This window comes from Nocardia sp. NPDC003183, assembly GCF_053590715.1.
Genome location: NZ_JBSFTG010000007.1, coordinates 108,865 through 130,065, shown reverse-complemented (window position 1 = coordinate 130,065; position 21,201 = coordinate 108,865). Strand labels below are relative to the sequence as shown.

The following is a 21,201-nucleotide window of genomic DNA, read 5'->3' as shown; positions in this document are numbered from 1 at the left end:
GCCATCCTCCTGGGTGCGCTGCTACTGCGCGGTGCCGTTGAGCGGGGCGAAGGAGTCGTCGCCGTCGATGTCCTCGTCGACGAAGGTCACCGCGGGCTCCCCCTTGGCGGTGGCCGTCCGGGCGGGGCGCACCGCCTTGTAACCGACGTTGCGCACGGTCCCGATCAGCGACTCGTATTCGGTGCCGAGCTTGGCGCGCAGGCGCCGCACGTGCACGTCGACGGTGCGGGTACCACCGAAGAAGTCGTAGCCCCAGACCTCCTGCAGCAGCTGGGCGCGGGTGAACACCCGGCCCGCGTGCTGCGCGAGGTACTTGAGCAGCTCGAATTCCTTGTAGGTGAGGTCGAGCGGGCGGCCACGCAGGCGCGCGGTGTAGGTGCCCTCGTCGATCACCAGCTCACCCAGGGTGATCTTGCCGGTGTTCTCCGGGCTGGCGACCCCGCCGTTGCGGCCGACCAGCAGCCGCAGGCGCGCGTCGAGCTCGGCGGGGCCGGTCCCGGGCAGCAGGATGTCGTCCAGGCCCCAGTCCGCGTTCACGGCCACCAGGCCGCCCTCGGTCAGGACCGCGACCACCGGAACAGAAGACCCCGTGCTGCCCAGCAGTCGGCACAGACCGCGCGCGGCGGCCAGGTCGGTTCTGGCGTCGACCAGCGCGACATCGGCGCTACTCGCCTCCAGCAAGGACGACACCTCGGTCGGCGCGGGCCGGACGTTGTGCGCCAGGAGCGTCAACGACGGCAGGACCGCGTCGGGGTTGGGGTCGGAGGTCAGTAGGAGCAGCTCCATGGGGCTCTCCTCCTATCTCGTTGCTCCGCGGACGACAGCAGCCGCGTAGCTACGTCGCCGAAACACAGGTTAAGTCGTGTGCAACATTAGCGCCTCTACAGCCACTACCTCGCAACACGGCGTCCGTTTTGTGTTCTTCGCCCTCGCCTCGGAGGGACCAGGGGCCCGCGACCCGCGGCGCCAGCCGCTAGTGTCACAGCATGCGCAAGCTGATCATCGGGCTTCTCTGCCTGGCCGGTTTGGCGGTGGTCATCGATTTCGGCGCCGCCGCCTATTCGGAGTACCACGTCTCCCGTCAACTGCGGGCGGGCGCGGATCTGTCCGCCGACCCGGAGGTCACGTTCCACGGATTCCCGTTCGCCGCCCAGGCGATGAGCGGCCGCTACGACGACGTGACGATCCGTGCCCGCGCCGTGCGGCCCGACATCCCCGGCGAGGTCGGCATCGAGGCCAAGTTGCAGGGCTTGCACGCCACGGCCAGCGAGTTGCTCGACGGCGCGGCGCGCACGGCGCAGGTCGACCGGATCGACGCGTTGATGCGTTTCGAGCCCACCGAACTCGGCAAACTCTTCGGCATCCCGGACCTGCAGGTCCACACCCCGCCGGCCGACAAGTCCGACGGCACGGGGGGCTCCGGCGGGTCCGGAATGACCACCGCGGGCGTCCTCGTCCTCAAGGGCACCCTGCCCACCGCGGCGAACGGCCGCGTCCTGCCCGCCGGTGTCACCCCGTCCAGTTCCGCGACCCGGGTGCCGGTGCAGATCCAGGCCGACCTGCTGCTCGAGGGCGACAAGGTCCGGATCCAGGCGACCGGTTTCTACACCGACACCACCAGCACGGTCGACACCACCGCCGCGGTCAAGACCGATTCGAAGATCCCCGAGACCGATCACGCCGCAGTGCTCGCCCGCTTCAGCCGTACGATCGATATCAAGGAGTTGCCGTTCGGTGTCGCACCGACCGAGGTGTCGGCGCTCGGCGGCCAGATCGTCGTCGAGGGTGTCGGCCGCAACGTCACCATCGACCTGGACCGATTGCAGCAACCATGATCGAGATCGTCATTCTGGCCGCCGTCATCGCGGCCGCCGTCGCGGTCGGGTTCTACCTGTCGCGCAGGCAGGGGCAGGTTCGTCCCGCCACCCTCGACCCCGAGACCCATCAGCGCGCCCGCCTGCTCGACGCCGCAGGCGTGACCGGTGCGGCCCCCGCGGTGCTGCACTTCTCCGCCGACTGGTGCGGCCCGTGTGACGCGGTCCGCCGGGTCGTCGCCGGCGTCACCGCCGACCTGTCGGAGTCCCCGAATGCCCCGCGCGACATCGAGATCGACATCGACGCCGATCCCGCGCTGGCCCGCGAGCTCAATGTCCTCTCGCTGCCGACGACCTTCGTCTTCGACGCCGAGGGCAAGGAGCGCTTCCGCATCTCCGGCGTTCCCAAGGCGGGCGACCTGCGCACCGCCCTCGAGCCCCTGACGGTGTGATCTAGCCCCATATCCAGGGGGGCCGAGACATTCTCCGGTGAGACCGGGTAAACTACTTCTCGTGCAAACCGACCACGAGCTGATGCTCACCCGACGCCGCACAGTTGATCTGTGTCGCCTCGGTGGTTGTTGCTGCCTGTGCTGCTGACCGATCGGCTTTTTCTCTCCCGAGATTTCTGACGTCGATCTATGCCCGCCGTGCGAGTGATCCTCTGGATCCCCCGGTGACCAGGCAGATCCCCCTGACTTACACAAAGCCCAGGAGTTCGCACAATGACCCGTTCCTCTGAATCTCCCCCTCGCGTCGATGTCCGCGGGCCGCGTTTCGTGGCCTGGATCACCACCGGCGTGCTGGTTCTCGTGCTTCTCGTCGCCGCCTTCTCGACCGCCGCGGCCGCGATCCTGATCGGCCTGCAGGCCGTCGTCTTCGCGATCGGCGCGATCAGCGGCCCCGCCAAGCACCCTTACGGCCGGATCTACGCCGCGTTGGTCGCGCCGCGCAACGGTCCGCCCACCGAGACCGAGCCCGTGCCGCCGCTGCGTTTCGCGCAAGCGCTCGGCTTCGTGTTCGCCGGTCTCTCCCTGCTGGGCTTCGCGCTCGGCTCCTCGATCGTCGGCGCGGTGTTCGCCGGCTTCGCCCTGTTCGCGGCGTTCTTGAACGCGGCGTTCGGGGTCTGCCTGGGTTGCCAGATCTATCCGCTGGTAGCTCGCTTCCGCCGGTCACCAGCCCCGGCACCGAACTGACCCCCTTGCACGTCTCTGAAAGGAACAACATGGCTCGCTCCGATGTCCTGGTCTCCGTTGACTGGGCCGAAGAGAACCTCAACGCCCCCGGCGTCGTCTTCGTCGAGGTCGACGAGGACACCTCCGCCTACGAGGGTGGCCACATCGAAGGCGCCATCCGCCTTGACTGGAAGACCGACCTGCAGGATCAGGTCCGTCGCGACTTCGTGAACCAGGAGCAGTTCTCCGACCTGCTCTCGGCGCGTGGCATCGGCAACGACGACACCGTGGTGCTCTACGGCGGCAACAACAACTGGTTCGCGGCCTACGCCTACTGGTACTTCAAGCTGTACGGCCACAACGACGTCAAGCTGCTCGACGGCGGCCGCAAGAAGTGGGAGCTCGACGGTCGTCCGCTCTCGCGTGACGCGGTCGCGCGCCCGGCCACCCAGTACAAGGCCGCCGCTCCCGACCTGAGCATCCGCGCGTTCCGTGACGAGGTCATCGCGGCCATCGGCACCAAGAACCTGGTCGACGTGCGCAGCCCCGACGAGTTCTCGGGCAAGATCCTCGCCCCCGCGCACCTGCCGCAGGAGCAGAGCCAGCGTCCCGGCCACATCCCAGGCGCGATCAACGTGCCGTGGAGCAAGGCCGCGAACGAGGACGGCACCTTCCGCAGCGACGCCGATCTGGCCGAGCTGTACAAGGACGCGGGCCTGGACGGCGAGAAGGAGACCATCGCCTACTGCCGCATCGGCGAGCGTTCCTCGCACACCTGGTTCGTGCTGCAGGAGCTGCTCGGCCACCAGAACGTCAAGAACTACGACGGCAGCTGGACCGAATACGGTTCCCTCGTCGGAGCGCCTATCGAGTTGGGAGCGTAATCAATATGTGTGCAGCACCTACCCAGGGTCAGGCCATTCCGGCCGGCGTCGATGTGGAGAAGGAAACGGTCATCACCGGCCGTGTCCTGAGCACCGACGGCCAGCCCGTCGGCGGCGCGTTCGTGCGTCTGCTCGACGGCAACGGTGACTTCACCGCCGAGGTCGTGGCCTCCGGCACCGGTGATTTCCGCTTCTTCGCCGCGCCGGGTTCGTGGACCCTGCGCGCGCTGAGCTCGTCGGGCAACGGCTCCGCCGAGATCAGCCCCGAGGGCGCCGGCATTCACGCCGTCGACGTCGCGGTCGCCAAGTAAGAAGCTCACAACGGCCCTGGTAGTTCCTGTGCGGGAACTACCAGGGCCGTTTTCGTATCTGTTACGAGGACTGGCTAGACTCCGATTGTGGTCATCTTCTTCGAGGTACTCCTTGTCGCCGTGTCGATTCTCATCGGCTGGTTCGGCCTGTACGTCTTCTACCGGCTCTTCACCGAGTCATGAGCGGGCTCGCTGGCGAAGGTAACGAACCGGCCGAGCGAGCGAGCACAGAGCAAGACGCTCCGGCCGAGCGTCGTAGCGGCGACGAAGCAGTCAACGTCGCCGCCGAACGGGCGAAGGAAACCGGCGCCCGAAACATTCCGGTGCTGCCCGGCCTCCCCCTGCCCGAGGACACGGCCAATCTGCGCCTCGGCCCGGATCTGAACCACGCCATGCTGGCCCTGCTGCCGCTGGTCGGCGTGTGGCGCGGCGAGGGCGAAGGCCACCACCCCGCCGAGGGCGACTACCGCTTCGGCCAGCAGATCATCGTCTCCCACGACGGCGGCGACTACCTGGCCTGGGAATCGCAGACCTGGAAGCTCGACGCGGACGGCAAGTACACCGGCCCGGACCTGCGCGAGAGCGGCTACTGGCGGGTCGGCGGTGAGGGCACCGACGAGCTGCTCGAACTCCTGCTCACCCACAGCAACGGCGTCATCGAGCTGTACTACGGCAAGGCCCGCAACCAGGCCTCCTGGGAGCTCGCGACCGACGTCTCCATCCGCAGCACCTCCGGCGCGGTGGTGGGCGGCGCCAAACGCCTCTACGGCATCGTCGACAACGGCGACCTCGCCTACGTGGAAGAACGCGTGGACCCCGACGGCGCGCTCGTCCCCCGCCTGTCGGCGCGGCTGGTCCGCTACATCGGCTGAGATTCTTCGAGAACGGCCCGCCCAGATCACTCTGGGCGGGCCGTTCTCGTCGGGAAATGGAGCGACCCCCGAGCCGTTCCACCGCGATCTGTGAACGCGATGGTCCCGGTTGGATCTTCCGGGGGCTCGGGGGTCGGGTGACTGCCTGGGATTCGCTCAGCGCACCGCTGGGGAATCTCCCGCAGTGGAGCTGCTAGCGGGCAGCCACCTCACGCATCCGATGAACATACATTCTTCAGACCACCTCCTCTCTTGTGTACTGATGAATCTATCCGCGCTCGGCGCGCTCGGCAATTGATTTAATTGCGGTTCTGACCTGGGTGAATGCGTCAGGTTGCCGAAGATGTCGTGGCGTGATGATGCTCGATGTGGCAGGTGCCGGTCGCATCGACGGTGACGACGGTGCCGGCTCTGTGCCCGCGCGGGAGTTGGTGGGTGACAACGACAACGGTGCGATCCGCAGCTACGAGACCGCTGTCCGCGTCGAGGAGGTCGAGCAGAAGTTGATCGCCTTCGGCGGCGGCCAGGTGTTCGGTCGGCTCGTCGAGGAGCAGGGTGTGCGCGGGGGCGACGAGGGCGCGGGCCAGCAGGATGCGGCGGCGCTGACCACCGGATACGGCGGCCGCGCCCGCGGTGAGCGAGGTGTGCAGACCGTCCGGCAGCGTATCCAGCCACGGCCCGAGACCGACTGTGCGCAGAGCGCTTTCGGCCTCGTCGAGGGTGAGGTCGCCACGCGCGACTCGCAGGTTCTCGAGAATCGAGGTGCCGAACAGATGCGCGTCCTCCGCGAAGAACGTGACACCGTCCCAGGGCGTATCGAACAGGCCCGCCCATGCCATCAGCAACGTTGTCTTCCCCGCCCCACTGGGCCCGACGACAACCACCCGCGACCCTTCGGGCATCGGTGTCCGCCGGGCCGTGGCCCATGGACTCGTCACCGGTCCCCCGGGAACCACCGACCGCGCGCGTTCTCGAACTCCCGCGGAGTCGAGGTCAGCCGGAGCAGGCTCGACCGCCGCCCACTCGCGGCGCTCACTCCCGGCACTGTCGGCACCGGCAGTGCCGCGGGTTCCTGCCGAGATGCCACGGAGGCGGTGCAGGGCCGCACGGGAAGTGGTGAGGGTGGTCGCGGCGGCGGGAAGCATGCCCACGGCTTCGAAGGCCGACAGCGGGACCAGCACCAGAATCGTCAAAGCCATCGGAGTCATGCCGCCGGGCAGTCCGCCGGTCGACCCGTAGGCGGCGATGCCGACCAGCAGCGCACCGAACGCGCTCACCCCGATCGACAGCGGAGTGGCCGCGGCCGCCCACGCGCTGCGCGAGGCAGCCGAATCCTCCGCGCTCACCGCCCGCTGAGAAGCCCTGTCCGCCACGGCGAGTGCCGCATCCAGCCGCCCCGCGACACGCAGCTCGGCAGCGTGATCGAGTACCGTGAGCGCCCCGGCGGCGAACTCGGCCCGATCGGCTCGCACCGCCCGCTCTGCCTCCCGCGCGGCCGCCGCCGACAGCCATGGCGCGAGGATCCCCGAAACCGCCAGCGCGACAGCCAAGATCACCGCGGCCAGGGGCGAAATGATCGCGATCAGCCCCACCGCGGCCAGCGACAACACCACCGCGACCGCCACGGGCACCAACACCCGGACAACCACCGCCCCGAGATCGTCGATGTCAGCGCCGGTCCGGACAAGCACATCCCCGCGCCGCAGCGCACGCCCCGTGCTGCCGACAGGGCCCGCGTGGTCCGCCACACCGGTCGGCGCAACCGACGAGCCGCTCCGGTCTCGCCACCACCGGACATCCGACTGCGCCAGTGTGCGATACACCGACGTGCGAGCTGTCGTCATGGCCCGCAAAGCCACATCGTGGGTGGCCAGCCGCTCCAGGTACCGGCACAACCCCCGCGAGATGCCCAGCGCCCGCACCGCGACCACCGCGACGCTCAGATCCAGCACCGGCGGCATCTGCCAGGCCCGCGCGATCAACCACGCGGCCAGCGCCGCCAACCCGAGCCCACTGCCCAACGCCGCCACGCCCCAGGCGATCGCCACCGCGACCCGCGCGGGCGACAACGCGAGCAGCCGCCACATCTCCCGCAGATCGCCGATCATGAGACCTCCACTCCGTACACGCGACCGGCCGACTTACCGGAGGAGCCCACCGCGCGCTGTGGTTCCGAGTCGGCACCAGGCGGGGGTCCGCTCGCTGCCACGGGATCTGAGGCGTCGACCGTGCGGGCAGAAGCCGGTCGGCTGGTGTCGGTGTCGGTGACAGGTGCGGAGTTGCCCGTAGCCTCCGAATCCGGAGCGACCGCTGCAGGCGTGTGCGCCGCGACGACGTCGATCACCACATCGCCCGCTGCCAGCACGGTCGGACGGTGGGCGACGACCACAACGGTCGCACCGGCGGCGGCGTGTTCGCGCAGGGTGGTGAGCACGCGCTGCTCGCTCTCGGGGTCGAGGTGGGCGGTGGGTTCGTCGAGCAGCAGGATCGGGCGGTGGGCGGCGAGGACGCGGGTGAGGGCGAGGCGTTGGCGTTGGCCCAGGGACAGGCCGGTGCCGTTCTGACCGACGACGGTGTTCCAGCCGTCGCGGAGCTCGGCCAGCACGCTCTCGAATCCCGTTGCGGCACTGACGGCTCGAAGATCATCGACGGTCGGGTCCGGGACGGCCCCGAGCAACTCGACATTCTCGCGCAATGTCCCGGGAACCAGCACCGGCCGCTGCGGCAACCAGGCGATCCGACTCCACCAGCTGTCGAGGTCGAGTTCACGAACATCGGTGCCGTCGACGAAGACGGCGCCTTCGTCGGGTTCGACCAGCCCCAGAATCGCCTGCAGCGTAGTCGATTTCCCGCACCCGTTCGGCCCGGTCAGGACGGTCACCATTCCGGGTTCGAGCACGGCCGTCAATCGATCGGGCGCGGTGCCCGTTCTGGCGGCAACAGACAGCCCACGCAAGCTGATTCGCGCCGGCCCGACACCCGCATCAGTCAGTTCGGCCACGTCCGCCGTGCGGCTACCGGAGGCGATGACCTCGCCCCAGGCGGCACGAGGAGGCGCCGACTCGGCCCGCCGGGCCGGTTCGAGTACCGCGAAAGCCCGGTCAGCGGCTGCCATTCCGTCTTGCGCCGCGTGGAACTTCTCCCCCACCTGCCGCAGCGGCCAGTACACCTCCGGCGCGAGAATCAACGCCACCAGGCCGCTGTACAACGCCATCTCGCCGAACACCAACCGCAGCCCGATCGCGACCGCGATCAACGCGACACTCAGCGTCGCGAGACTTTCCAGCACCATCGAGGAAAGGAACGCGATCCGCAGCGCGCGCATGGTCCGCTGCCGCAGCGAATCGCCGAGGGCCTGCACCTGATCAACCATCGAGGGCCCGTCCGCACCCTCACGCCCGAGCGCGCGCAAGGTGGGCATGCCCGCGAAAAGGTCGAGGATCTGGTCCGACAACCGCGTGGTCGCGGCGAGCGTCGCCTCGGCTCGCCCCTGGGTGAGCAGCCCGATCAGCACCATGAACACCGGGATCAACGGCACGGTGATCACCGCGATCAGCGCCGAGGTCCGGTCGTGCAGGGCGATGACCACCAGCACCACCGGCGGAACGAGACAGGCCAGCAACAGCGCGGGCAGATAGCCGGTGAACCACCCACGCAATCCGCTGAGACCGTTGCCGACGACGACCGCGATCTCCGTTCGCCGCACGTCGAGGTCCCGTGGCGGCAGCTCGGCGCCGGCCCGCAGCACCGCCGTCTCGAGCTCCGCGACCACCGCGCTTCCGGCCCGATGAGCCAACCGCGCCTGCCACCAACTCGCCAGCCCCCGCACCGCGACGGCCACCGCAAGAACCACCAATTCCGTGGTCCACGTACCGAACTCACGCTTGCCCGGATCCGTGATGACCCCGGCGAGTACCCGCCCCAGCACAATGGCGATCACCACGATCGTCGCTGTGATCACCAGCGCCAGCGCGACAGCGATCACCAGATGCGGCCGCGCCGACCGCGCGTACCGCCACAACCGGGGATCCACCGGGCCGCGCCTCGACCGTGTCGGCGTCACCGCGCCCGGCTCGGGTCCCTCCTGCGACAAGCTCTCCGACACCACAGCGTCCGACCTTTCGCGAGCGACGATTTCCCGAGACGGGGCCGACGCCATCTGTCAGCCCTTACCGCTGCGCGGCAGACCCACCGGCGGCGGAATCTGTTCCACCCGAATCCGCTGCCGGAAAACCCAATAGGTCCACCCCTGATACATCAACACCACCGGCGTAGCGAGCAACGCCGCCCAGCTCATCACCTTCAACGTATACGGCGACGAGGACGCATTGTGGATGGTGAGGTCGTAGAGCGGGCTGATGGTCGACGGCAGCACATTCGGATACATCGACCCGATGATCAGCACCGTCGCCGAGACCACACCGAGCGTCGTGCCGACAAAAGCCCAGCCGTCACGCCCCGCGAAATTCGCCACCGCGGCTAGCGCGAGCCCGAGCACGGCGGTCACCAGCACGATCCAGGTCCACCCGGCGCCGTAGGCGAGCTGCGTCCACAGCCCGAATCCGCCGACCACCACCGCGGTGGGAATCAGCAGCAACCTGGCCATCCGCAAGGCATCGGCGCGAACCTCACCCGCTGTCTTGAGCACCAGGAACACCGCACCGTGCAGCGCGAAGAGAACAGCGGTAGTGAGCCCGCCGAGTAAGGCGTACGGGCTGAGCAGATCCGCGACCGAACCGGCTATCTGCCGGTCCGCGTTCAACGGCACGCCCCGCACCATGTTCGCGAACACCCAGCCCCAGGCCAGTGCGGGAATCCACGACCCGATCCCGATCCCGATATCGCACCAGGCCCGCCAGGTCGGATCGTTGATCTTGCCCCGGTATTCGATCGCGCACACCCGCAGAATCAAGGCGACGAGCAGGAGCAGCAGCGCCAGATAGAACCCGGAGAACATGCTGGCGTACCACTCGGGAAACGCCGCGAACAGCGCACCGGCGGCGGTGATCAGCCACACCTCGTTGCCGTCCCAGACCGGGCCGATCGTATTGAGCACGACGCGCCTGCGGGTATCGGACCCCTTGCCGAGAATCGGCATCAGCATGCCGACACCGAAGTCGAATCCCTCGAGCACGAAGTAGCCGGTGAACAGCACACCGATCAGGAGGAACCAGAACTGTTGCAGATCCATCGTCGGCTCCTAGTACGCGAAGGAAAGTTGGGGAGTGTCCGTGCTGTCCGAACTGTCGGCGTGCACGTGGGTGTCCGGCCCGGCGACGACATACCGTCGCATCAGGTAGAACCACACCACCGCGAGCGCACCGTAGAGCAGCGTGAACACCGCCAGCGAGAACATCACGGTCCCGGCCGAGTGTTCGGAGACCGCCTGCTGCACCGTCATTCGAATATTCGGATCGCCGGTCGGATTGGGCACCACCGCCCACGGCTGACGGCCCATCTCGGTGAACACCCAGCCCGCACTGTTGGCCAGGAACGGTGTGGGGATCGCGAGCAGGCTCAGCCAGGAGAACCATCGCTGATCCGGCACCCGGCCACCGCGCGTCACCCAGAACCCGGCCAACAGCAGCAGCACCGACCCGCCTGCCAGCCCGATCATGGCGCGGAAGGACCAGTAGGTGACGAACAGGTTGGGCCGGTAGTCCCCTGGCCCGTACGCGACGTTGTAGGTCTTCTGCAGATCCACCACACCGTCGAGCGTCACCCCGCTGAATTCGCCCTTGGCGAGATAGGGCAGCACATACGGCACCTCGAGCACGTGGATCACACCGTCGCAATTGTTGTGCGTACCCACGGTGAGAACGGAGAAATCGGGGTCGGTCGCCGTGTGGCACAACGATTCCGCCGAAGCCATTTTCATCGGCTGCTGTTCGAACATCAGCTTGCCTTGAATATCGCCGGTGAAGATCAAGGCGACGCCGGAGAGCGCCACCACCACGAGGGCGAATCGCCCTACCGGCCGCCACATCGTCCGCGCCTCTTCGCGTTTCACCGCATCGCCGCTGCGCGCGTTGCGCACCATCCACCAGCCGGCGATACCCGCCACGAAAGTGCCCGCGGTGAGAAACGCGCCCGCGACCACATGCGGGAACGCGGCCAATGTCGTGTTGTTGGTCAGCAGCGCCGCAATGCTTTCCAGCTCAGCGCGTCCGGTCTCGGGGTTGTACCGGGCTCCCACCGGATGCTGCATGAACGAATTGGCGGCGATGATGAAATACGCCGACGCGTTCACCCCGATGGCGACGATCCAGATGGTCGCCAAATGCACCAGCTTGGGCAACCGGGTCCACCCGAATATCCACAACCCGATGAACGTCGACTCCATGAAGAAGGCGATCAGCGCTTCCAGCGCCAGTGGCGCACCGAAGACGTCGCCGATGAAGCGGGAGTACTCGCTCCAGTTCATCCCGAACTGGAATTCCTGCACGATGCCCGTCGCGACGCCGAGGGCGAAGTTGATCAGGAACAGCTTGCCGAAGAATTTGGTCAGCCGGTACCAGCGTTCGTTGCCGGTGATCACCCACGCGGTCTGCATCATCGCGATCAGCGGCGCGAGTCCGATGGTCAGCGGAACGAACAGAAAGTGGTAGACGGTCGTGATCCCGAACTGCCACCGGGAGACATCAAGGGTGTCCATCCGACCTCCACCGATCTACTACGACGACTTGTAGTAGATCGTACGCCCGGAATCACCCCGTTCGAGCGTGACAACCGCCACGGCCCGCGGAAACCCTTCCCGCAGGGGCACGCCCACCCGTGCCCCACACACGGATCACCAGTCTCCGATGGTCCCCGGCCGGTCGATCCCGAGGTCGACCATGTCGATGATCTCCTGAGCGTTGTCGGGCGCCGACAAGCGAATGCCGTCGAGCTGGTTCACTCGAGCGGCGAGGGTGATGCTCGACAGCAGCCAGATGCTGTCACAGTCGAAAAGGTCCGCGGTGAACAGTGTCTGGTACTTGCACTCCCAGCCGGACTTCTCCGCCACGTTGAACAGCGCACGCTGCGTGACGCCGGGCAGGACGCCGCTCTTGGCGGGCACGGTGATCAGCTGCTTGCCGCGAGCGATCACCACCGTCGAGCGCGGGCCCTCGAGAACCTTGTGTTCGGTGCTGTGGAAGATCACGTCCTCGGCGCCCATCCGCCGCGCGAACCGCAGCGCGGCCATGTTGGTCGCGTACGACAGCGTCTTCGCGCCGAGCAGCTGCCACGGCGCCGCCTGCGCGAGGTCGACCGAGATGCCGCGGGCCAGCGACATCACCTTCACGCCCTCGGCGCGCGCCGTCGCGACCCGCGCGGGTACCGGGGAGACGAGCACATACGCGGTGGGTTGCGGATCCTCCGGTGCCAGCTCCGAGCGCGGCGCGTCGAATTCCGAGTCGCGGCCGCGCGTGTAGATCAGCCGCAACATTCCTTCCTCTTCCGAGCCCCATTCCTTCACGGCCAGTTCCACCGCGGTGCGCCACCTCGACAGGCCCGGCTCCGGCAGTTCCAGTGCCTGCGCCGAGCGGCGCAGCCGCGCCAGGTGGAATTCCAGCGCGGTGGCCGTGCCGCCGCGCACCAAAATCGTTTCGAATACGCCATCGCCGCGAAGTGCGCCGATGTCGTCGGCATAGAGCGACGGCACGTTCGCGTCAGCGACCGTCCCGTCGAGTGTCACAAGTACCCGTTCTCCCATGCGCCGAGCGTAGGCGTTATCGCTCTGTTATGCCTATGGCTGCTCCGAATCGAGCTCGCGACGCGCGCCGCGAAGACGACCACGTGCGGCGCGTGTCGGCAGACGCGCCTACAGTGGGTGTCGTGTCACAGGTCGTCTCCCCCAGTCCTGTTCTCCATACTCCGGGTGCCGTCGCGGGTGCACCCGATACCCCGGACGCCGCGGTCGCCTGGCATTACGGTGATCCGTTCGGTGAGCAGAAGGCCGCCGCGGAGCGGGTCGCGGTCGTGGATCGCTCCCATCGCAGCGTCGCCACGATCACCGGCGCCGAGCGCCTGAGCTGGCTGCACACCATCACCAGTCAGCACATCGCCGCGCTACCCGACGGGCACAGCGCCGAGACTCTCGACCTCGATCTCAACGGCCGGGTCCTCAATCACTTCGTTCTCACCGACCTCGACGGCACCCTGTGGCTCGATACCGAGGCCGACCGCGGCGCCGAGCTGCTGGCGTTCCTCCAGAAGATGGTCTTCTGGGCCGACGCCAAGCCCGAGGACGCGCCGGATCACGCCGTGCTGAGCCTGTTGGGCCCGCGAGTGGACACGCTGCTCGATGCTCTCGGCATCGCGCAACTGCCAGAGATCTACGGAGCGGTCGCGCTGCCCGGTGGTGGCTTCCTGCGGCGGATGCCGCACTCCTTCGATCTGATCGTGCCCCGGGCCGAGCTCTCGGCCTGGTGGACCGAGCTCACCCAAGGCGGTGCCGCACCGGCGGGTATGTGGGCCTACGAGGCGCTGCGCGTGGCGTCACTGAGGCCGCGCATCGGCGTGGACACCGACGAACGCACCATCCCGCACGAGGCCCGCTGGATCGGCGGCATCGACGAGCACGGGGCCGTCCACCTCAACAAGGGGTGCTACCGCGGCCAGGAAACCGTGGCCAGGGTCCACAACCTCGGCAAGCCCCCGCGCAATCTGGTGCTGCTGCACCTCGACGGCTCGGCCGACGAGCGCCCGGCCACCGGTGACGACGTGACCGCGGGCGGCCGCACCGTCGGCCGCCTCGGCACTGTCGTCGACCACTACGAACTCGGCCCGATCGCCCTGGCTCTGATCAAGCGTTCGGTCCCCGCGGGCACCGAACTGGTGGTCGGCAGCATGGCCGCGGCCATCGACCCCGACTCGGTCCCCGCCGACGACACCGAGCAGGCGGGGCGCGCCGCCGTCAACCGGTTGCGCGGGCGATGAACCGTCCGGTCATGCGCGTCGGCGATACCGGCCGCGTCGCGGCCGTGTGCGTCGTCCACGCCGAGATCGAGGTGCGCACCCGTGTCGGTCGCACGGCCATCGACAAGCGTCCGGTCGACGGTCGGGTAGCCGTGGCCGCCCTCGGTCTGCACGGTGACCACGTCTGCGACACCGCCCACCACGGCGGCATCGACCAGGCTGTCTACGCCTACGCCGACGAAGACGCCCGCCGCTGGGCGAAGGAACTCGACCGCGAACTGCCTGCGGGCTGGTTCGGCGAGAACCTGCGCCTGACCGGCCTGCCGGTCAGCGACGCGGTGCTCGGCGCGCACTGGGCGATCGGCGACACCCTGCTCGAGGTCAGCGCACCCCGCGTGCCCTGCGCGACCTTCCAGCAGTGGTCGGGCGAGCAGCGGTGGGTGAAACGGTTCGCGCTGCGATCCGATACCGGCGCCTACTTCCGGGTGCTCACCGAGGGCACGATCGGCGCGGGCGACGAAGTCCGCGTCGTGCACGTTCCCGAACACGGCATCACCGTGCGCGATCTGTTCACCGGCGCCGACCCCGTGCGCCTGGAACGCCTGCGCGCGGAAGAGCCGACCATCTCCGCCGACGTTCGCATGCAGATCGACCGCCACACCCGAACCCGAACCGTCGCCGTGGAGGTCGAGGCATGAGCGGTCAGCGCGCGGAGGCGGCAGCTCGCGTAACCACATGCCCGAGGGAGACCGCATGAGTGTCGAACTGGTCGAAGTCGTCCGATCCGGCTTCCGTGAGTGCGTGCACCGCGGATCCGTCGTCATCCTCGACGCCTTCGGCACCCCCACCCTCGAACTCGGTGAGATCCACGGCCCGATCTTCCCGCGCTCCACCAACAAGCCGATGCAGGCACTGGCCCTGCTGCGCAACGGTTTCGATCCCGTCGACGACGACGAACTCGCCATCGCCACCGCCTCCCACTTCGGTGAACCCGACCACATCGCCCTCGTCCGCCGCCTGCTCGATCGCTTCGGCTGCACCGCCGGCGACCTCGCCTGCCCACCCGACCTGCCCTTCGAGGAGAAGGCCCGCGCCGCCGCGATCACCGGCGCGGGTCCGAGCCCGCTGTACATGAACTGTTCCGGCAAACACGCCGCGATGTTGGCGACCTGCGCGATCAACGATTGGCCGCGCACCGGATACCTCGAGATCGAGCACCCGCTGCAGCAAGCGGTCCTGGCCACCGTCGCCGACGTCACCGGCGAACCGGAGACCGATCTGGGCATCGACGGCTGCGGCCTGCCGATCGTGCCCGTCTCGCTGATCAACCTCGCGCGCGCCTTCGCCGGCTTCACCACGGCCGAGTCCGGCACCGCGCCGCGCCGGATCGCCGATGCCGTTCGGGCGAATCCACGAGTGATTTCCGGCACGAGCGGCCCGGATCTGCTGGCCATGTCGGCGACCCCTGGACTGTTCTGCAAGATCGGCGCCGACGGCGTGCACGCGGGCGCGCTACCCGACGGAAGGGCCTTCGCGTACAAGATCGAAGACGGTCACGATCGGGCCCGGATGCCTCTGACGCTGGCGATTCTGCGCGAACTCGGCGTCGAGTGGACCGATCAGCACACTCAGCTCGCGGCCACCGCGGTGTTCGGCGGCGACGCCAGAGTCGGGGTGATCCGCGCGATTCCGGGAGTCATCTGAGACCGGGCGGTCTGGGCGAAGAAGGGGCAAACCGGGGCGCTTCGACAGGTCTTCACCCACTCCTGGGAGCGCGACGCCCTGACACACGCTAAAGTGTCTGTCAGGAAGAGTATTAATTCGAACGGGGCCGCCAACAAACCCCAGGCCGCCCCGCAGTGACGCGAGGGGGTCAGCCATGGGCCGTGGCCGGGCTAAGGCAAAGCAGACCAAAGTCGCACGTGAGCTCAAGTACAGCTCCGCGCCGACGGACTTCGCGAGCCTTCAGCGCGAGCTGTCGGATAGCGATGCTTCGCCCTACTCCCAACCCAGGAGTAGTGCAGTGCTGTCCGATGAGCATGATGCGGACGAGTCGCCGTCTCGTTGGAACGACGAGGACGACGGCTACGACAGCTGGCGCCGCTGACCTGACAGCGACGAAGGGGGAGGCCGACCGGCCTCCCCCTTCCAGCCGTTCTCAGGTGAGTGACGACAGGCTCGCAGTAGCAGTTACGGCGAATACCTGAATACGCGACGAGCGTCCTGTGCGATGCACAGGACGCTCGTCGTGTTCGCCGCCTCGAGGCCCCGACCACCCCGAGCCGACGGTCAAAACCCTCCGGGTATGGGTTAACCACTCAGTGGCCTGAACAAACCCTGAACGCACCGAGAGCCGGGTCGCGACCATCGCGACCCGGCTCTCGTGCGCAGCGGAGATCAGAACCTGGGGTGATCGCCCAGCAGCACCGCACGCGGCGCTTCGACATCGGCGGCCTTCTTGACCTGACCCAGCGTCCAGCAGTCGATGTGGCGGGCCGTGAGCACCGCCAGCGCACGGTCAGCGTCCTCGGGCGCCACGATCGCGACCATGCCGACGCCCATGTTGAACGTCTTCTCCATCTCGATCCGCTCGACGCGGCCGCGCTGAGCGATCATCTTGAACACCGGCGCAGGGTTCCAGGTGCCACGATCCAGCTCGGCCACCAGACCTGCGGGCAGCACCCGAGCCAGGTTGGCGGCCAGGCCACCACCGGTGACGTGCGAGAAGGTGCGCACATCGGTTTCGGCGATCAGCGCGAGGCAGTCCTTGGCGTAGATGCGGGTCGGCTCGAGCAGTTCCTCACCGAGGGTGCGGCCGAACTCCTCGACGTACCCGGTGAGCGACATCCGATCGATGTCGAGCAGCACCTTGCGCGCCAGGCTGTAGCCGTTGGAGTGCAGGCCCGAGGAGCCCATCGCGATCACGACGTCGCCGGGACGCACCCGGTCGGGGCCGAGGACCGCGTCGGCCTCGACGACGCCGACGCCGGTGGCGGACAGGTCGTAGTCATCGGGATCCATCAGACCCGGGTGCTCGGCGGTCTCGCCGCCGAGCAGCGCGCAACCGGCCTTGATGCAGCCCTCGGCGATGCCGGAGACCAGCTCGGCGACCTTCTCCGGGATGACCTTGCCGATGGCGATGTAGTCCTGCAGGAACAGCGGCTCGGCGCCACACACCACCAGGTCGTCGACGACCATGGCGACCAGGTCGAGGCCGACGGTGTCGTGCTTGTCGAGGGCCTGGGCGACGGCGATCTTGGTGCCGACACCGTCGGTGGAGGCGGCCAGCAGCGGCTCCCGGTATCCGCCCTTGAGCGCGAACAGCCCGGCGAAGCCACCGATACCGCCCTGCACCTCGGGTCGGCTGGCCTTCCTGGCCAATGGTCCGAACAATTCGACGGCGCGGTCACCGGCTTCGATGCTCACGCCCGCCGCAGCGTAGGAAGCGCCTGCACCGCTGGGTGTCTGTTCAGTCATTGTGGGGGAAAGCTCCAAACCGAATCGGCGGATAGATGCCTAGTAACTCTATGTGATCCGCCAGTCCAGGTGTCGTGCGGCTCCTACCTCATTGTTCCAGTTCGGTGGCGAATGTGGCGGCGATCTCGGCGCGACGCCGCCGCTGTTCGACCGGGTCGGGGACCGGAACGGCGGCAACGAGGCGGCGGGTGTACTCGTGCTGCGGGTTGCGCAGGATCTGTTCGTTGTCGCCTTCCTCGACGCAAGATCCCTCGCGCAGGACCATGATCCGGTCCGCGAGCTGGTCGACGACGGCGAGGTCGTGGCTGATGAACAGACACGCCCAACCGCAACCACGCTGCAACTCGGCGAACAGCTCGAGTACCGCCGCCTGCACCGACACATCGAGCGCGCTGGTGGGCTCGTCGGCCACGAGCAGATCGGGGTCGAGCACGAGCGCGCGCGCCAGACTCGCCCGCTGACGCTGCCCGCCGGACAGTTCGTGCGGGTACCGGTTCTCGGTGCCCGCGGGCAGCTGCACGTCGTCGAGCATGTGCCTGACCCGCGCGCGAATGCTCGCCTTGTCACCGATGCCGTGCACGACCAGGGGCTCGGCGACGCATTCGCCGACGGTCAGGCGGGGGTTGAGGGATCCGGCCGGGTCCTGGAACACGAACCCGAACCGCCGCCGGATCGGCCGCAGCTTGCGCTGGGACAGATCCGCGATGTCCTGCCCGCGAATCAGCACGTGCCCCTCGCTCGGCCGTTGCAACGCGGCCACGCAGCGCCCGATGGTCGACTTGCCCGACCCCGACTCGCCGACCAGCCCCAGGGTCTCCCCCGGCCTGATCTGCAAGCTGACGCCGTCGACGGCCCGGAAGGCGGGCCGGCCGAACGGCCCGGGGAACGTGACGACCAGATCCTTCACATCGAGCACGGGCTCGACGGTCCGGTCGATCACGGGCCGCTCGATGGTCGCCGCACCGAGATGCGGAACGGCATCGAGCAGTGCCTTGGTGTAGTCGGCCTTCGGGCTGGCGAACAGCTCGTGCACCGGCGCCTGCTCGACCACCTCGCCCGCGCGCATCACCACCACCCGATCGGCGAGGTCGGCCACGACACCCATGTTGTGGGTGATCAGCACGATCGCGCTGCCGAGCCGATCGCGCAGATCGCGCAGCAGTTCCAGGATCTCGGCCTGCACGGTGACATCGAGCGCGGTGGTCGGCTCGTCGGCGATGATCACCTTCGGCTCACACGAGATGGCGATCGCGATCATCACGCGCTGTTTCTGCCCGCCGGAGAGCTGGTGCGGGTAGTAGTCGACGCGATGCTCGGGATCGGGCAGCCCGACCAGGCGCAACAAGTCGATCGCCTTGGCCTTGGCGGCTTTTCGGCCCATCCCGCTGTGCGCGCGCAGCGCTTCACAGATCTGGAAACCGACGGTGAACAGCGGGTCCAGCGCACGCGCCGGTTCCTGGAACACCATCGACACCTCGCCACCGCGCAGTGCGGTGAGCTGACGTTCGGTCATCGAGGTGACCGGCCGGTCGCCGATGGTCACCAGCCCGCGCACCGACGCCGAATGCGGCAGCAGTCCGATGGCGGTGCGCGAACTCACCGATTTGCCCGACCCGGACTCGCCGACGATGGCGAGCACCTCACCGGGGAACACCTCGTAGGACACGTTGCGTACCGCGTTCACGGGCCCGCTGTCGGTCGAGAAAGTGACCGACAACCCCGAAACAGCCAGTGCGGCAGTCTTTTCACTCATCGACTGTTTCCTTGTCTGCCGAGGTGACCGCACGCCGGGTGCGCAGCAGCGGGTTCAGTGTTTCGTCGAGGCTCTCGCCGACCAGCGTCATCCCGAGCACCACCAGCACGATCGCGGTGCCGGGGAAGATCGAGGTCCACCAGATGCCGTTGGAGACATCGTTGAGCGCCTTGTTCAGGTCGTAGCCCCACTCGGCGGCCTGGGTGGGTTCGATGCCGAACCCGAGGAAGCCGAGCGCGGCGAGGGTGAGGATGGCGTCGGCGGCATTGATCGTGACGATCACCGGCAGCGAGCCGGTGACATTGGACAGGATGTGGCGGAACATGATTCGCGTCGTCGATGCGCCGGTCACCCGGGCGGCGTCCACGTACGGCTCGGTCTTCACCGCGACCGTCGCGTTGCGCACCACCCGGAAGTACTGCGGCACATAGACAACCGTGATCGCGATGGCCGCCGACAGCATGCCGCCGAGACTGCTCGACGTGCCGCCCGCGACGACGATCGACACCACGATCGCCAGCAGCAGCGACGGGAACGCGTAGATGGCGTCCATGATCAGCACCAGCGTCTTGTCCACCCAGCGCCCCACGAACCCCGACAGCAGCCCCAGCGGCACGCCGATCAGCAGCGACAGCGTCACCGAGATCGCGATCACCAGCAGCGCGGTGCGCGCGCCGAACAGCACCCGCGAGAGCACGTCCTCGCTGCGCACCGAGGTACCGAACCAGTGCTCGGCCGAGGGTCCCTGCTGCGGCACGAAAGCCACTCCGTCAGCGGAATTCTGGGCCAGCCCGTACGGCGCGAGCAACGGCGCGAACGCCGCCACGAACACGAACACACCGACCAGCACCAAGCCGGTGATGAGGGTGACCCGTTGCAGCCCCGAGGTTTTCGACAACAGTTCGGCGCCGGGCAGACGCCGGCGTTTCACAGCGGTAGTCATCAGAACCTCACCCTCGGGTCGATCAGCGCGACGATGGCGTCGACGACGAAGCTCATCACCGCGACGACCAGCGCGATGAACGCCACGATGCCCTGCACCGCGATGAAGTCGCGCGCCCGCAGATACTCGGCGAGCTGATAGCCCAGGCCTTTCCATTCGAACGTGGTCTCGGTGAGCACCGCACCGCCGAGCATCATCGCGATGCACATGCCCATCACCGTGATGATCGGGATCAGCGCGTTGCGCACCGCGTGCCTACCGGTGACCACCCGCGTGGACAATCCGCGCGCCCGCGCCGCCTCGACGAAATCGCTGCGCAGCGTCTGGATCAGGTTCACCCGCACCAGCCGTAGGAAGATGCCGCCGGTGAGCAGCCCCAGGGCCACCGCGGGCAGCACCGCGTGTTCGAGTACGTCGAGCACATAGGACGGTTCGCCGTAGAGGATCGAATCGATGATCAGGATGTTCGTCTTCGGCGAGACATGTTGCAGCGCGAGCTCTACGTCGGTGCTGGCGCGCCCGCCGACCGGGAACCAGCCCAGCCATACCGAGAAGATCAGCTTGAGCAGCATGCCCACGAAGAACACCGGTGCCGCGTAGGCCAGCACCGCGGAGAACCGCAGGAACGCGTCCGAGGGCGTATCCCGGTGTGTCGCGGCGTATCTGCCCAGCGGAACACCGACCGCGAACGCCACGAGCAGACCCCAGAAGACCAGTTCGAAGGTGGCGGCACCGTAGGTGATCACCACATCGCTGATCGCCTGGTTGTCCTGGGTCCGTCCGAAGTCACCGTGCAGGAAGCCGGTGATGTACTCCCAATACTGCGTCAGGATAGGGCGATTGAGCCCTGCGGCTTCCTTGCGGTCTTCGATCTGGTCCTGGGTCAGCCGGCCACCCATGGCCGCGCTGATCGGGTCACCGATCACCCGCATCAGGAAGAACACCACTGTCACCAGCAACCACGCGGTCGGCAGAATCAGCAACAGCCGAATCAGCAGGTACCGCAGCAAAGCCACCTGGCGGGAACCCCCGCCGCGCATCCACCTGAAACGCCGCGCCCGGATCGGTGAT

Annotated in this window: 20 protein-coding genes; 10 read left to right on the top strand and 10 right to left on the bottom strand. The window is 67.9% G+C overall.

Annotated elements, in window-relative coordinates; genetic code table 11:
* Positions 1-21: 21 nt before the first annotated feature.
* Complete coding sequence (locus tag ACWDXS_RS21785; RefSeq protein WP_101464573.1) at positions 22-786, bottom strand: winged helix-turn-helix transcriptional regulator; 765 nt, start codon at positions 784-786, stop codon at positions 22-24.
* A 200-nt stretch (positions 787-986) separates the two neighbouring features.
* Between ACWDXS_RS21785 and ACWDXS_RS21780 the strand changes: the two genes are divergently transcribed.
* From ACWDXS_RS21780 to ACWDXS_RS21755, 6 genes are all read left to right on the top strand, one after another.
* Positions 987-1,835, top strand: coding sequence for an LmeA family phospholipid-binding protein (locus ACWDXS_RS21780; RefSeq protein WP_378631811.1), 849 nt, complete (start codon positions 987-989; stop codon positions 1,833-1,835).
* Positions 1,832-2,266, top strand: coding sequence for a thioredoxin family protein (locus ACWDXS_RS21775; protein ID WP_378990570.1), 435 nt, complete (start codon positions 1,832-1,834; stop codon positions 2,264-2,266). Before ACWDXS_RS21780 ends, ACWDXS_RS21775 begins: the two co-directional genes overlap by 4 nt.
* A gap of 273 nt (positions 2,267-2,539) precedes the next feature.
* Positions 2,540-3,010 (top strand): DUF4395 domain-containing protein, encoded by a 471-nt coding sequence (locus tag ACWDXS_RS21770; protein ID WP_449968138.1) that lies wholly within the window; start codon positions 2,540-2,542, stop codon positions 3,008-3,010.
* A 29-nt stretch (positions 3,011-3,039) separates the two neighbouring features.
* A complete protein-coding gene (locus ACWDXS_RS21765) occupies positions 3,040-3,873 on the top strand; it encodes a sulfurtransferase (protein ID WP_379315867.1) in 834 nt (277 codons plus the stop codon).
* Between the two features lie 5 nt (positions 3,874-3,878).
* A complete protein-coding gene (locus tag ACWDXS_RS21760) occupies positions 3,879-4,184 on the top strand; it encodes a DUF1416 domain-containing protein (protein WP_056818727.1) in 306 nt (101 codons plus the stop codon).
* A 179-nt stretch (positions 4,185-4,363) separates the two neighbouring features.
* Positions 4,364-5,056, top strand: a complete 693-nt coding sequence (locus ACWDXS_RS21755) for an FABP family protein (protein WP_387446345.1) — start codon at positions 4,364-4,366, stop codon at positions 5,054-5,056.
* Positions 5,057-5,385: 329 nt separating this feature from the next.
* Here ACWDXS_RS21755 and cydC read toward each other — a convergent pair whose 3' ends face one another.
* The 5 genes from cydC to ACWDXS_RS21730 all read right to left on the bottom strand — a co-directional run bounded on the left by cydC (position 5,386) and on the right by ACWDXS_RS21730 (position 12,752).
* Positions 5,386-7,164 (bottom strand): thiol reductant ABC exporter subunit CydC, encoded by a 1,779-nt coding sequence (gene cydC / locus ACWDXS_RS21750; RefSeq protein ID WP_449968134.1) that lies wholly within the window; start codon positions 7,162-7,164, stop codon positions 5,386-5,388.
* The gene (gene cydD / locus ACWDXS_RS21745; RefSeq protein ID WP_449968131.1) at positions 7,161-9,215 is read right to left on the bottom strand and encodes a thiol reductant ABC exporter subunit CydD; all 2,055 of its coding nucleotides are present in this window, start codon (positions 9,213-9,215) and stop codon (positions 7,161-7,163) included. The genes cydC and cydD overlap by 4 nt, the downstream gene beginning before the upstream one ends.
* 3 nt (positions 9,216-9,218) lie before the next feature.
* The gene (gene cydB / locus ACWDXS_RS21740) at positions 9,219-10,247 is read right to left on the bottom strand and encodes a cytochrome d ubiquinol oxidase subunit II (protein ID WP_449968128.1); all 1,029 of its coding nucleotides are present in this window, start codon (positions 10,245-10,247) and stop codon (positions 9,219-9,221) included.
* Between the two features lie 9 nt (positions 10,248-10,256).
* Positions 10,257-11,711 (bottom strand): cytochrome ubiquinol oxidase subunit I, encoded by a 1,455-nt coding sequence (locus tag ACWDXS_RS21735; protein ID WP_449968125.1) that lies wholly within the window; start codon positions 11,709-11,711, stop codon positions 10,257-10,259.
* Positions 11,712-11,846: 135 nt separating this feature from the next.
* Positions 11,847-12,752 carry an aminodeoxychorismate lyase gene (locus ACWDXS_RS21730; RefSeq protein WP_378631794.1) on the bottom strand — a complete coding sequence of 302 codons (906 nt, stop codon included), beginning with the start codon at positions 12,750-12,752 and terminating at the stop codon, positions 11,847-11,849.
* Positions 12,753-12,874: 122 nt separating this feature from the next.
* Here ACWDXS_RS21730 and ygfZ point away from each other — a divergent pair, with 122 nt between their 5' ends.
* The 4 genes from ygfZ (at position 12,875) to ACWDXS_RS21710 (ending at position 16,064) form a co-directional block, all read left to right on the top strand.
* Complete coding sequence (gene ygfZ, locus ACWDXS_RS21725; protein ID WP_449968122.1) at positions 12,875-13,978, top strand: CAF17-like 4Fe-4S cluster assembly/insertion protein YgfZ; 1,104 nt, start codon at positions 12,875-12,877, stop codon at positions 13,976-13,978.
* A gap of 11 nt (positions 13,979-13,989) precedes the next feature.
* Positions 13,990-14,655: an MOSC domain-containing protein gene (locus ACWDXS_RS21720; RefSeq protein WP_449968119.1), complete on the top strand. Its 666-nt coding sequence runs from the start codon at positions 13,990-13,992 to the stop codon at positions 14,653-14,655.
* A 55-nt stretch (positions 14,656-14,710) separates the two neighbouring features.
* Positions 14,711-15,661 (top strand): asparaginase, encoded by a 951-nt coding sequence (locus ACWDXS_RS21715; protein ID WP_378990581.1) that lies wholly within the window; start codon positions 14,711-14,713, stop codon positions 15,659-15,661.
* Positions 15,662-15,836: 175 nt separating this feature from the next.
* A complete protein-coding gene (locus ACWDXS_RS21710) occupies positions 15,837-16,064 on the top strand; it encodes a DUF3073 domain-containing protein (protein WP_067448610.1) in 228 nt (75 codons plus the stop codon).
* A 290-nt stretch (positions 16,065-16,354) separates the two neighbouring features.
* Here the strand turns inward: ACWDXS_RS21710 and purM are convergent, their stop codons facing one another.
* From purM to ACWDXS_RS21690, 4 genes are all read right to left on the bottom strand, one after another.
* A complete protein-coding gene (gene purM / locus ACWDXS_RS21705; protein WP_101464588.1) occupies positions 16,355-17,434 on the bottom strand; it encodes a phosphoribosylformylglycinamidine cyclo-ligase in 1,080 nt (359 codons plus the stop codon).
* Between the two features lie 88 nt (positions 17,435-17,522).
* The gene (locus ACWDXS_RS21700; RefSeq protein WP_378990583.1) at positions 17,523-19,187 is read right to left on the bottom strand and encodes an ABC transporter ATP-binding protein; all 1,665 of its coding nucleotides are present in this window, start codon (positions 19,185-19,187) and stop codon (positions 17,523-17,525) included.
* Positions 19,180-20,130 (bottom strand): ABC transporter permease, encoded by a 951-nt coding sequence (locus ACWDXS_RS21695; protein WP_378990584.1) that lies wholly within the window; start codon positions 20,128-20,130, stop codon positions 19,180-19,182. The genes ACWDXS_RS21700 and ACWDXS_RS21695 overlap by 8 nt, the downstream gene beginning before the upstream one ends.
* Positions 20,130-21,170 carry an ABC transporter permease gene (locus ACWDXS_RS21690; RefSeq protein WP_358070928.1) on the bottom strand — a complete coding sequence of 347 codons (1,041 nt, stop codon included), beginning with the start codon at positions 21,168-21,170 and terminating at the stop codon, positions 20,130-20,132. Before ACWDXS_RS21690 ends, ACWDXS_RS21695 begins: the two co-directional genes overlap by 1 nt.
* Between the last annotated feature and the right edge of the window lie 31 nt (positions 21,171-21,201).